The following is a 12895-nucleotide window of genomic DNA, read 5'->3' as shown; positions in this document are numbered from 1 at the left end:
TTCGACGAGATGGAAGCTGAGGAGGCCCGTAAGGCATTCCTGGCTGCCGCTAAGGAGGAGGGTAGGCTTTTTCCTGATTAGCAGGTCGCATCGCTCTTCGCGCGAGCCAAATTCGATCACCGGCCCAGACATCTCTACCAAACATTCCCACCCCTTCTAATTATCCCTCAATGGCAACCCATTGGTTCGTCCCTCCGGTGTTCGTGAAGACTGAAACCGGCGACAGGCATGGCTGCAACAATGCGAGGGCAGCCCTTGAGCAGCTCAAGACGTGGACCCGCAGAGGACCTCGCTGGCACAAGGCGGTGAACCTCTGCCTGTCAGAGCTAGCTAGGTCGGTATTTGCACCAATTTGATGTGTAGGTTAGACCTTCGTCCTCGGCAAGATTGGCCAATACGATGACTCGCTGCTGAATTACCGGCTCGCGCGTGATGAGCGCGAAGGCGTCAGGTGCCCCGCCGTTCCCGAGGGTCGCGGTCTACGGAACTAGCGTCAGTCGCCGAGCCGTGCCTTGCGTCCGAACGCGGTCACCGGCCCCCAGTGGGATCGGGCGAGCCGCTGCAGGCGCATTCGCAGCAAAGGGTTATGACGTGTTCTCGTGACCCGTGAGCCGGCGCGTGCCGAGTTGGCGGCGTCCGATTGCTGGCGGCTCGAAGCGCGCGTCGGGCGCCCTCGCCTATTTGCAGCCACCTGCTCAAAATCGCCATGAAGCCAGCCGCCAGCCTGCTATGTTCGACGGCAATCGTTCAGCTTGCTGCCGCCCACCGTTTGAAAACGATGGTCACCTTCGTCCCTTTGTTGGCGCTGGACTCGACGGCTAGCTGGGCCTTGGCGTTCTCGGTCAGCGATCGCGCGATCAGCGCTCCGAGCTTGCCTGGCTTGGGCCACATCTCGCCTTCCGGTAGGCCGATTCCGTCGTCCGCCACCGTAACCCGGCAGCCATCGCCATCGACGACACTGTGCAGCATTATCGTGCCGCCGTCGCGCCCCCGGAAGGCATGCTTTAGTGAATTAGTCAGCAATTCGTTCACGACCAGTCCCGCTGGCATGGCGACGTTTATTGACACAGGATATGTATCCACCTTCATATCCAGCCGGATCCCCTCGACTGCATGCGAGCTCATCACCGCGGACGCTATCTGGCTGAGATACACACCAAGATCGACCTCCTCCTTCGGCTGGTCGGCCGTTAGCGTCTGGTAGAGGATCGCCAAAGCGTCGACGCGACCGGCGAGCCGCTCAAACCGTGTCCGGTCGGCCTCGGTAGCGTTGCGGCTTTCCAGCCGGATCAGTGCGGTGATCATCTGCAGGTTGTTCTTCACCCTGTGCTGCAGTTCGCGAAGCAGTATGTCGTTCTCGCTGACACGCTCCTCGGCCGAGCGCTGATCTCCCGCCTCGCCGTGAGCCGATACGTCGACCAGGGCCACCAGTCGGAAGCAAACCTTGCCGTTGTCGTCCTCTATCTCGTTCGAATAAACGTCGACAATCGCGGGTTTGTCCTCGCCGCGTTCCAGCCTGAAGGTGCCGACCAGATCGGTTCCCTCGACCACGGCCTCGGCTAGCGGCCTGTCCTGTTGCTGATGGAGGCCTGTGCCTAAAAGGGCCGCCCAGTTTTCTCGGGTGAGCCTGGCGGCCGTCAGGCCTGACAGTTTCTCGAATTCCGGATTGGCGTAGACCACGCGCTCTTCACCGGCAAGGTCCGAAACGGCTATGGCGATCGGCACCTGGTCAAGGAATTTCTTGAACTGTTCGCTTTCGAGTGCTGTTGCAAGGTCAGGTGTATCAAGCAGCTGCTCGACCGCCTCAGCCTTCTCTGAATCCGATGTCATTTGCGCGCCTGTTCTGTGCGGATGATATCAACAATGCGGCGCGCCTGCCATCGCCAAAACTGGAGCTGCATCTCACGTTTCGCATCATGCATCTGACAACAAGCCCTGCGTCGCATAACGGCCGCACGTCTGACATTGCGGCCGGCCGAAGCAGAGCGGCAAGGGCCCGGCTGCAATCCTGGTGCCCTGAACGTTCAGGCGGGCCCTCGCTGCGTTGCCCATTAAAGTTCCGGTAACTCTCTCAAGTCGGGAGCCAAATGTTACTGGCTCGTTTTGTCCTCCAAAGGTAGCCTGATGTCGAGGCGAGACAGGCGAGACAAAGGAGAAGAACTAAATGGCCACCGTATTGAACGCCAAGGGTGTGCCACTCCCCTACAGCGGGTCCTCGATAAAGTGGTATTCGGCGACGAATTCGGGCCCGCTACTTTATGGCAGCATCTACAACGACTCGATGTACGCCGACGGCGGCGTTGCCGTCACAATGTATGGCGGCAAGGGCGATGACATCTATTATCTGTATTCATCCAAAAACAAGGCGGTCGAGCTGCCCAACGAGGGCATCGACACCATCTCGACCTGGATGAGCTACAAGCTCCCGGCCAATTTCGAGAACCTGACGGTCACCGGGGACAAACACTTTGCTTTCGGAAACGAGCTAAGCAACATCATTACCGGCGGCTCCGGCCAACAGACGCTCGACGGCCTCCGGGGAGACGACGTTCTCAAGGGCGGGTCCGGGGCCGACATTTTTGTTGTGACCCCCGGGAATGGCAGTGACCTGATCCTCGACTTTGGCGCCGACGATACAGCGCGCGTCGGAAGCTACGGCTTCACCTCCTTCGAGGAAGTGCACGCCAACATGGTGCAAACGGGAGCGAACGTCCGACTCAACCTGTCCGAAAACGAGTTTCTCGTGTTCGCCAACAAGACCATCGACCAGTTCACCCCAGGCCAGTTCGATCTTGCCCTGGACAGGTCGCATCTGGAACTCACCTTTTCGGACGAGTTCAACACGCTGGACCTGTGGAATGGCTCGAGCGGCACCTGGGATTCGAACTTCTGGTGGGGTGCCCCGAATGGCAGCTCGCTCACGAGCAACAAGGAGCTTCAATGGTATATCGACACCAACTATGCTCCGACGCGTTCCGTTAACCCCTTCAGCATCGAGGATGGTGTTCTTACGATTACCGCCGCCCGGGCTCCCGCGGCTATCCAGCCCTACATAGACAATTACAAATACACGTCAGGTTTGCTGACGACCTATGAATCGTTCGCGCAGACCTACGGCTATTTCGAAATTCGGGCCGACATGCCCGAAAAGCAAGGTGTGTGGCCGGCCTTCTGGCTGCTGCCGGCAGACGGCTCCTGGCCACCGGAACTGGACGTCGTGGAGATGCTCGGCCAGGATCCAGGCAAGCTCATTATGACAAGCCACTCGAACGAGACGGGAACTCATACGACAGTGTCCTCGACGGCCTTTGCCGCCGATACGGGAGGGTTCCACACGTACGGGGTGCTGTGGACGGAAGACGAACTCGTCTGGTATTTCGATGATGTGGAAGTTGCCCGTGCCGCAACCCCTTCCGACATGCACGACCCGATGTATATGCTGGTCGATCTGGCAGTCGGTGGTCTCGCGGGGGCGCCTGCCGACGGGCTTGCGACACCTGCGGAGATGCAGATCGACTACATCCACGCCTACGCGCTGAACGATTGGCTTATCTAGGCGCGGCGCCTGACTGCGGCGGTATGTAGACGTTGTCATCGAGCCTGATTTCGGGCACGATCCTTGCGCGTGGGACCGAACTGAAACCGATGTGAAGGCGATGTCGCATTCCCATTCGTCCGAGCCGCCGCGAACAACGCTCGCTGCGGTTTTGGCCTCTTTCCGCCGCGCGATCGCTGGAATCGCCCTGATGAGCGGTGTCGTCAATGTTCTGGCGCTGACCGGCTCGTTCTTCATGCTGCAGGTCTATGATCGGGTCATACCCGGCCGCAGTGTGCCGACACTCATCGGACTTGCTGTGTTTGCCGGCACGCTTTTCGTCTTTCAGGGTGTTCTTGAACTAATCCGGTCGCGGCTGCTTGTGCGCATCGGGATGGCGTTGGACGCGCGAGTGAGTGGGCAAGTCTATACCGCCCTTATGCGTTTGCCGTTGCGCACCAAGCTCCCAGGCGACGGCCTTCAGTCTTTGCGGGATCTTGATCAGGTTCGTTCGTTTCTGTCGAGCACTGGTCCGACAGCGCTTTTCGACCTGCCCTGGATGCCGCTGTATTTGATAATTTGCTTCCTGTTCCATTTTTGGATCGGCATGACGGCGCTGGCCGGCGCCATCGTTCTCGCCAGCCTGACTCTGCTTGCCGAAGTTCGCACGAGGGAGCCGGCGAAGAGGGCAAACAGCCAGGCGGCGGCGCGCAATACGCTTGCGGAGGCGACGCGCCGCAATGCAGAGGCTCTGCAGGCGATGGGCTTTGGCGCGCGCATTGCCGAGCGCTGGGCAGGCGTCAACGCCGATTATCTCAACACGAACGCAACAGCCAGCGACCTGGCTGGGACACTCGGGACGATCTCGAAGGTCCTGCGCATGATGCTGCAGTCGGGTATACTGGCGATCGGCGCCTATCTGGTCATTCATCAGGAAGCGACAGCCGGTATTATGATCGCCAGTTCGATTATGATGAGCCGGGCGCTCGCACCGGTCGAACTGGCTATCGCCCATTGGAAGGGCTTTGTCAGTGCTCGCCAGGCATGGACCCGGCTGAGCCAGCTTTTGGCCATGCTTCCCCAGACCGCCACGAGTGTCTCGCTGCCCGCGCCGGTATCTGCTCTTGCCGTCGAAAGCATCAGCGTCACGCCACCCGGCGAGCGGCGTGTGGTTGTGCAGGATGTCGGGTTCGCGCTGGAAAAGGGTGCCGGCCTCGGCGTCGTCGGACCGAGCGCGTCTGGAAAATCTTCACTTGTCCGGGCAATCGCCGGAATATGGCTGCCCATCCGGGGAACGGTCAGGCTCGATGGCGCGACCCTCGACCAATGGTCGCCGGAAGAGCTCGGCAACCACATCGGCTATCTGCCGCAGGATGTGCAGCTGTTTGATGGCACCATAGCCGAGAACATCGCGCGCTTCGAATCTCGCCCCCCGTCGGACAAGATACTGGCGGCTGCGCAAGCCGCCGGCGTTCACGATCTCGTCGTCCATCTGCCTGAAGGTTACGAAACTCGCATCGGCGAGGCTGGGGCGGCGCTTTCGGCGGGCCAGAGACAGCGAGTTGCACTCGCACGAGCCCTCTACGGCGACCCGTTCCTCGTGATTCTGGACGAGCCCAATTCCAACCTGGATGCAGAAGGGGAGGCCGCGCTGGCGGCGGCAATTGAAGAAGTGCGGGCGCGAGGCGGTATTGCTGTGGTGGTTGCGCATCGGCCGAGCGCGCTTGCAAGCCTGGATCAGGTCCTTGTCATGGCAAACGGCCGTGTCCAGGCGTTTGGGCCCAAGAATGAGGTCCTGGGGAAGGTAACCCGCCCGGGAGGCGTTCCTCTGAAGGTCGTCTCCGGCCCTGAGGAGGCGACACAGTGATGACGCAATACGCGGCGCCCGCGATCGATCGGACCATTCGCCGCTATCTGTTCGGTGGTGTCGCGGTGTGCGTGCTTCTGGTTGGTGGGGCGGGAAGCCTGGCCGCGGTCACGGAGCTTTCCGGAGCCGTCATTGCTTCGGGAAGGCTGGTCGTCGATTCCAGCGTTAAAAAGGTGCAGCATCCAACGGGTGGCGTCGTCGGTCAAATCCTCGTTCGAGAAGGCGATGCCGTGAAGGCGGGCCAGGTCTTGGCCCGTCTCGATGAAACCGTCACCCGGGCGAATTTAGCCATCGTCACCAAGAGCCTGGACGAATTCGAGGCCCGGCTGGCCCGCCTCGAAGCCGAGCGCGATGGCAATGACGCCATCGCCTTCCCAGCTTCGCTGAGCTCGCGGCAGGGCGATCCTGAGATCCGGCGTGCGATGGGAGGCGAGCAATCCCTGTTCGAGTTTCGTCGCCAGGCACGCGCTGGCCAGAAGGCTCAGTTGGAAGAGCGGATTGCTCAGCTCAGCGAGGAAGTTTCCGGTCTGACCGAGCAAAGGGATGCTAAAAGCCAGGAAATCAAGCTGATCGGGCTTGAGCTCGACGGGATGCGCAAGCTCTGGCACCGCAAGCTGGTTTCAATCGATCGCATAACGACACTTGAGCGTGATGCAGTCCGGCTTGAAGGCGAGCATGGCAAGCTGACTGCGGCAATCGCGCAATCGAAGGGTCATACGTCCGAAATCCGTTTGCAGATCATTCAGATCGACCAGGATTTGCGCAGCGAGGTGGCAACCGAACTCCGTGACGTCCAGGCAAAGCTCGCCGAGTTGGTTGAGCAAAAGGTCTCTGCCGAAGATCAACTCAGGCGTATCGATATACGCAGCCCGCAAACTGGCGTCGTCCATCAGCTTGGCGTGCATACGGTCGGCGGCGTTATATCTGCCGGAGAGCTCATCATGCAGATTGTCCCTGTGACAGATGACCTGACCGTGGAAGCGCGTGTGGCACCGCAAGACATCGATCAGCTGACACCAAGGCAGAGCGCAACCTTGCGGCTTTCGGCTTTCAACCAGCGGATAACGCCTGAGCTAAATGGTGTAGTCAGTGAGATCTCCCCCGATCTCAGCATCGATGAGCGAAGCGGCACGAGCTTCTATACCGTGCGGGTCACACTGCCGCGCACAGAGCTTACACGGCTGAAAGGCCTAACCTTGGCGCCCGGCATGCCTGTCGAGGTGTTCTTCTCGACCGGCAGCCGGACAATGCTGTCTTACCTCGTGAAACCTTTGGAAGATCAAATCCAGCGGGCATTCAGGGAGGAGTGAGTTCGCGCGCCGGCCTCGGCCATACGTGCCGACACTCTCGACCGCATGACCGCATGCGGAGCGGAAAGAGCAACGCATCGCTCCAGCGGAAGTTAAGCCCATCGGTCGCGTATGTTGAGACGACTATTGCCGATGCGCCAATGCCGAACTCGTCATGGCACTCGTTGTGACCGGAGGCGCTCGCTTATGGGCTGTGCTGGAGTGCGCGTGAAGTATCCGCCTGCGCGCCGCTTCGTTGATTTCCCGGCCTTCTAGGAAGTCGTCAATCTGATCGTATGTGAGACCATATGCATCTTCGTCAGGCCGAAGCGGGACGAGGTTCTCCAGGTCGGCGGTCGGGACCTTGTCAACAAGTTCAGGCGGAGCGCCCAGATGCGCTGCCAAGGCGCGAACCCTGCGTTTGTTCAACCCGGAAAGAGGAAGAATGTCGGCGGCACCGTCACCGAACTTGGTGAAGAAACCCATCAAGGCCTCAGCCGCATGGTCGGTGCCGATGACCAGCCCGCGCGTGGCGCCGGCGAGCGTGAACTGGGCGATCATGCGTTGACGCGCCTTGATGTTGCCAAGCAAGAAATCCTCGCGGCCGGCATCGCCAAGCTCGACCCCAGCCAGCTTGATCGAATCCAGCATCGCGTCGGCAGCCGGCTTGATGTCGACCCGGTGCACTTCATCCGCCGCTATGGTGTCCAAGGCCCGCTGGGCATCATGCTCGTCCGCCTGGGTGCCGTACGGGAGACGAACGGCCAGGAATGTAGCGTCGTATCCTGTCATTCGCAGTTCCTCGACGGCGCGTTGAGCCAGAAGAGCGGCGGTGAGTGAATCCACTCCGCCGCTGATCCCCAGCACATAGTTGCTTAGGCCCGATGCACGCAGATAGGTGCTGAGAAAGTCCATGCGCCGGCGCGCTTCCAGCGCGACGTCGAAGCTCGCAGTGACGCCCAACGCTTCGATAATCATTTCCTGTTCTGTCATTCGCCGAGGTGCTCCCGATGTCACAACATTCTGTCCAGTCGAGCGGCCAGGAGGTCGGCGGTGGTCGCTGTCTCGACCTGCATACCGTAGCGGCTCTCATAGATCGCCAGCATGGCATCGTGGGTCGAGTCAGCTCCGGAACATACCGCGTCAGCGACGATGATCACCCGGTAGCCGAGATCGATCGCTCCCATCACAGAGGCGAGCACGCAAACCTCCGTCTCCGCGCCCGACACGATGAGTGAATCAATGCCCGCAGACCGCAGGCGAGCATGCAGTGACCCGTGCCAAGCGGACATGACTGGTTTGTCCTCAAGCAAAGCGGGCGGCACGAAGCGCGCCAGTTCCGGAACGAGATCAATCAGCTGACAATCAAGCCGATCGCGGGTCATTGTCTCCCACTTTTGATAGTACCGTCGCCAGGCGCCGCCAACGTCGTCGGGAGATCGAGGGGGAATAAACCGGGTGAATATCGTCCGCGCCGGGTCCAATTCGACGAGGGCGACGACATTGGGCAATACGCGCTCCATCCACGGCGTGTGCCATTGCGTCGGTTCGGCAAACATCCGTTGCATGTCGACACAGAGGTGAACCCAGCGCTCACGAAGCGGTCCAAACCGCAGGCCTTCGTCCAATTTCGTCAATGCCGGACCGCTTTCCTGGCAGTGCTCTGCGCCTCGGACTGTTCCAGACCAGCCACGATCTTTGCTTCCTTGCCATCCGTGGCTTGGCAGCCGGGGAATAACTCCCCGATATTCCAAAGCTTGTTCAGTGGCATGTCGGCGAACGCATATACTGGATGAACCTGGTGCAGCAGGAGCGGAGCTGCCCCTAGGTTATCCTGTTTGGCGGTTCTCCCGCTCGACTCCTCCCGCCGCCCATACACAAAGAGATTTTGTTGATCGACGTGGTCATCCAATTCGACCATTTGTATTCCTCGCAGTCAATTGAGCTCGATCCAGGCCGGCGCATGGTCGCTTGGCTTCTCCCACCCGCGAAGCTCGACATCCACGCCGGCATTACGCAGCCGGTCGGAAAGAGAACGGCTCACCAGGAGATGGTCCATGCGCAGGCCGGAACTCCGATCGTAGCCGCCCCGATAGGAGAAATTCCAATAGGTGTAGATGCCCTCCTCCGGATGGATGCGCCGGACGGCATCGATCCAGCCACCTTTGAGCATTTTGGCATAGGCTTGCCGACTCTCCGGGAAATAGACCGCATCGCCCTGCCATCGCCTCGGCACCACGGCGTCGATCGGGGTTGGAACGACGTTATAGTCCCCGCAGAGAACGCTTGGTACCCCAGCCTCGAGCAAACGCTGGCCGTAGCTGATGAGACGATCGAACCAGCGCAGCTTGTAGTCGAACTTTGGGCCAGGCGCTGGATTGCCATTGGGCAGGTAGAGACAGCCTACGACGATCCCATCCACCTCGGCCTCGATATAGCGGCTGTGGGTATCGTCTGGATCGCTGGGTAGGCCGCGTCGACGTTCCACCGGCTCGATTCCGCGAGCGAGGATTGCCACACCGTTATAGGATTTCTGGCCGTGCCAGATGGCGCCGTAACCCGCCTCTCTGATCGCATCGGCAGGGAACTTGCCGTCGGACGTTTTCAGTTCCTGAAGGCAAATGATGTCGTAATCGGTTTCGCCCAACCACTTCAGGAGCACAGGCAGCCGGCCGTTGACGCCGTTGACATTGAAGGTGGCGATGCGGGTCATGTGCGTGCCCCCTCATGAGATACTGGCGGCAACCGGCGCGCAGGGCGGAGTGGCCTATCTCGTTGCGCTGAACCCCTAGCTCTTGGCATCGCCAACTTCGCCGGCATCGTATGCGGCCGAGGCTCACTTCTTGCCCAGCTCGTCTTCGACCTTCTTGCGACTGTTGCCGACCGACTTCACCGCCGATTTGACGTCAGCTTTGCTGGCGCCGGTTTTGCCCGCCTCATACTTCATTTCATGATCCTGCCCACCAGCGACCCTGGCACGTTCCTGATTGCGTGCACGTGTTGTTCCAGTGTTTGCCATTTCTTCCTCCGAGGATTGCCGTTCCAGTCCCAACAACGCAGCCGGACTCTTCCGGTTCAATCCTTCGAGGCGCGGGCCATGGAACCGAATCCAGAGGGGCTTATTGAATCAGCCCATGTATTCGAGGCCCTCAGCGAACGACGCACACAGGGCCAGGAGTGAGAATCTGCGCCCTACATACCCACTGCCGGAGTTTCGTCCCTTCCAGCTAACCGCGACTTGCAGCGCCTGCGGCGTACCGTCGCGAATAGCCTGCGCATAAAGTCGGCGTCGATCTCGGGTGACGACCTCGACAGAGGATGCTCATCGAGCCACTTGTCGGCCCGCTCCGCTTGCGCGTCTGTGTCGTTCGGCTCGCGTTCGGAATTGAGGTCCCGAGGCCCGGTCGGCGTTGCGATCAGGCTATAGGCTCGGTCAGTGCCGTTGACTTGATCCAGTAGTCGCCCGGCAGGAGAAAGCTAATAATCTGTCGTCTACGCGCACCAGGCGTACCCCAAGTCCCCCGCCCGGCCTGGTGGACGGGTGACCGCCGCCCCGCCTCGCGCTCGGCGGGTTTGTCATTTCCGTCGCGGTGCCCTTTTCCGCCTTGTAAGGAGCGGTATCCCGCGACTGGGTTGGTCGGACGAACATTTTTCTCCACGCTGCTAAGGAGCGATATGACACGCCAATCTGTTGCAGACGAGCTAGACAACGCCGCTGAGCGCATCGCGGATATCTCGCGCGCAGAGCATCCTGCGCCGCGCTGCCCTGATGCTCAGGAACGTCGCTGGCGTGCCGCTGGAACCGGCCACCGAGGACGCCCTGAACTCGATCGCCGCCGAGATAAAAATCGGCAGATCGGATCTCATCCGGATGGTGTTGCGCGAGTGGCTGGAAACCAACGCCTATTTGCCAGTACGCGCCGTCGATGAAGATAGCGAGCCGGATGGGAACGCGTAGGCTCAACCCCGATCGCCTGAATTTTTTTGTCAGCTTAGGAATTCCAGCCGAACCGGCCCGCCTCTCGCAACTCGTGCAGAAGAGAGCCCTCTCGACCGGGCTAAACAGCGCAACTTTTCCGTACCGACGATGAGGCTCGCCGCCTTCACCTCCGCATGACGTGACGCGGACCGATCCGCGCACTACGAGTTCCTGTGTCGAGATGCGGGCGTCGCGGTCAAAAATTGCGGCGAGCAGGCTATTCTCATCGGCCGCTCGAACAAGCCACTGAGGGTCCTGGCATGGCGGTGTCGCTCGTAAATGAGCTCGTTGCATGGGGATGGCGCAGGTGTTGCTGCAGGCGGCGGATGTTTATTTGTAAGCGCAGGTCTGCACCTGCATCCTTTGGCGCTATTATACGTTTGCCCCGCGAAGAAGATGCTCCGGACCGGCGGCCATGTCGAAGAAAACAACCGAGGACGCTTACGAAGGTCAAGTGCAACTTGAGCGGCGGGCCGAACGGGAGGGCCGCGGACGCAATGCCGAATGGCCGTCAGAAATTCCCAGCCGCGGCTGGAAGGACGTGCTGTGGCGGGTCTTTGCTGAGGTAACCGAGGACCGTGTTATGCTGATCGCGGCCGGGCCGCATTCTATCTGCTTCTTGCCCTCTTTCCAGCGCTTGCCGCGTTCGTGTCTATCTATGGTTTCGTCGCCGATCCTCAGACCATCGCTGAGCACATTGCGTTCCTTAGCGGCGTACTGCCTTCGGGAGGTCTGGGGATTATCAGATCTCAGCTTGCGTCCTTGGCCGCTCAGAAGGCTGGCGCGCTCAGCTTCGGCTTCATTTTCGGCCTTGCCGTCGCACTGTGGAGCGCCAGTAACGGCATAAAGACGCTATTCGAAGCCATGAACATCGCCTACGAGGAGAGTGAAAAGCGCGGCTTCATCCACCTGAATGTCCTGGCCTTGGGCTTCACACTTGGCGCCATCCTCATTGGTATCGGCTTTGTCGTCTCGGTCGGGCTTGTGCCGGCCATGCTTGTGCTGGTGAACCTCGGCGGCTGGACCGAAGCCCTTGTGCGGATCTTTCGGTGGCCGATGATGCTGATCATGGTGGGCGTCGGGATCACGCTGATTTACCGCTACGGACCCAGCCGGGAAAGGGCAAAGTGGCAATGGGCGACATGGGGCGCCTTCCTCGCCGCTGTGGTCTGGATCGCAGTCTCTATAGGCTTCTCCTATTATCTTGAAAACTTCGCCAACTACAACGCCACGTATGGAGCCCTTGGGGCAGCCATCGGCTTAATGATGTGGACCTGGTTCTCCGTGATTATCCTGGTTGTAGGTGCGGAGCTGAATTCCGAGATGGAGCATCAGACAGCGATAGACACCACCACAGGTGCGCAGCAGCCGATGAGTGCGCGAGGTGCCAAGGTCGCCGACACACTGGGCGGATCGGCCGATGCCGCCGACCAGCAGTCGCGTTTGGACGAGCGCGACGCGTAGCGCGCAGATCACTTTACACGCCTTCGTCAAGCGGCTGCCGAGACGGGCCACATCTGGTGGAAAGTGACTGTGAGCTGGTGGAGTTTATTCTCGATCTTGCCCCAGCCTTGGGCCTGTTCGTCGCGTTCGACCTTCGCGAATAGCCGCATAGCAACCCATTGGTTCTCCCCTCCGGTCCCTGTCAGGACGGAGCGACCTGGGATTGTGGGAGAAAGGCGGATCGAGGCGCGTCACTAGGATCGAGGAGGAGCATGGGGATCTTCGCGAGCCAGTGTCCGATCCCCACCACAGAAATTCTACCAAACATTCCTGACTGTCGCGGCCCAGCGCCGTACCAATTTGTGCAATTCGTACATCGTCTTGATGCCGCTCAGGTAGGGAGTAAAGTACCTTCGGCGTGTCCCTGGGGAGGGCTGGATGAGCGCGCGAAGGGTCGGTCCGTTTCTAGAACCAAGCAATTACTGTACTCCTCAACAGGGCGGACCGTCGCGACACGGTCGCGATCAAAGCGGCACTACGCGAAGCTCGGGAGACTGCGCCTTATTTGGTGGGTCCGACGAAGAACTAACCGAGGCAATCGTCGAGGCAGCAACTGCCATGGGCCTCTGCGTGGCTTTCGACGGTCGCGAGTAGCTGTCAGCCAACTTCAGCCGCTGTGGCATCGCAACGGAAACGCGCCGTCCTGCGCCATTTTTCACTAGTCAGAGGTAATCCGCAATCACCTTCGCAACCTGCTAAATCTGCCTGTAGAACGGGAGCTG

The 12895-nt window shown here is 60.2% G+C and carries 10 protein-coding genes and 1 pseudogene; 5 read left to right on the top strand and 6 right to left on the bottom strand.

Going from position 1 to position 12895, the window contains the following annotated elements:
- Positions 1–747: 747 nt before the first annotated feature.
- Positions 748–1830 carry a histidine kinase dimerization/phosphoacceptor domain -containing protein gene (locus tag NKH83_RS30980; protein ID WP_352808922.1) on the bottom strand — a complete coding sequence of 361 codons (1083 nt, stop codon included), beginning with the start codon at positions 1828–1830 and terminating at the stop codon, positions 748–750.
- A 334-nt stretch (positions 1831–2164) separates the two neighbouring features.
- On the opposite strand from NKH83_RS30980, the gene eglC reads away from it, so the two are divergent.
- The 3 genes from eglC (at position 2165) to NKH83_RS30965 (ending at position 6712) form a co-directional block, all read left to right on the top strand.
- Entirely contained in the window at positions 2165–3556 is a 1392-nt protein-coding gene (gene eglC, locus NKH83_RS30975) for an endo-1,3-1,4-beta-glycanase EglC (RefSeq protein WP_352808920.1), read from the top strand.
- Positions 3557–3656: 100 nt separating this feature from the next.
- On the top strand, positions 3657–5402 hold the full coding sequence (locus tag NKH83_RS30970) for a type I secretion system permease/ATPase (RefSeq protein WP_352808918.1): 1746 nt from the start codon (positions 3657–3659) through the stop codon (positions 5400–5402).
- The gene (locus tag NKH83_RS30965; RefSeq protein WP_352808915.1) at positions 5402–6712 is read left to right on the top strand and encodes an HlyD family type I secretion periplasmic adaptor subunit; all 1311 of its coding nucleotides are present in this window, start codon (positions 5402–5404) and stop codon (positions 6710–6712) included. Before NKH83_RS30970 ends, NKH83_RS30965 begins: the two co-directional genes overlap by 1 nt.
- Before the next feature lie 123 nt (positions 6713–6835).
- Here NKH83_RS30965 and nadE read toward each other — a convergent pair whose 3' ends face one another.
- The 5 genes from nadE to NKH83_RS30940 form a co-directional block, all read right to left on the bottom strand.
- Positions 6836–7684 (bottom strand): NAD(+) synthase, encoded by an 849-nt coding sequence (gene nadE, locus NKH83_RS30960; protein ID WP_352808912.1) that lies wholly within the window; start codon positions 7682–7684, stop codon positions 6836–6838.
- A 20-nt stretch (positions 7685–7704) separates the two neighbouring features.
- Positions 7705–8328, bottom strand: coding sequence for a cysteine hydrolase family protein (locus NKH83_RS30955; RefSeq protein ID WP_352808909.1), 624 nt, complete (start codon positions 8326–8328; stop codon positions 7705–7707).
- On the bottom strand, positions 8325–8612 hold the full coding sequence (locus NKH83_RS30950; protein ID WP_352808906.1) for a hypothetical protein: 288 nt from the start codon (positions 8610–8612) through the stop codon (positions 8325–8327). The genes NKH83_RS30955 and NKH83_RS30950 overlap by 4 nt, the downstream gene beginning before the upstream one ends.
- A gap of 15 nt (positions 8613–8627) precedes the next feature.
- Entirely contained in the window at positions 8628–9404 is a 777-nt protein-coding gene (gene xth / locus NKH83_RS30945; protein WP_352808903.1) for an exodeoxyribonuclease III, read from the bottom strand.
- A 123-nt stretch (positions 9405–9527) separates the two neighbouring features.
- Positions 9528–9710 (bottom strand): DUF3606 domain-containing protein, encoded by a 183-nt coding sequence (locus NKH83_RS30940; RefSeq protein ID WP_352808900.1) that lies wholly within the window; start codon positions 9708–9710, stop codon positions 9528–9530.
- A 771-nt stretch (positions 9711–10481) separates the two neighbouring features.
- On the opposite strand from NKH83_RS30940, the gene NKH83_RS31795 reads away from it, so the two are divergent.
- A complete protein-coding gene (locus NKH83_RS31795) occupies positions 10482–10649 on the top strand; it encodes a hypothetical protein (RefSeq protein WP_502895657.1) in 168 nt (55 codons plus the stop codon).
- A gap of 436 nt (positions 10650–11085) precedes the next feature.
- A pseudogene (locus NKH83_RS30930) lies at positions 11086–12134 on the top strand (YihY/virulence factor BrkB family protein).
- The last annotated feature ends 761 nt before the right edge of the window (positions 12135–12895 follow it).

It is taken from the genome of Mesorhizobium sp. M0909, assembly GCF_040319515.1.
Classification (GTDB): domain Bacteria; phylum Pseudomonadota; class Alphaproteobacteria; order Rhizobiales; family Rhizobiaceae; genus Mesorhizobium.
Note: the sequence above shows the minus strand (reverse complement) of the source record. Positions and strands in the feature narration are given on the sequence as shown.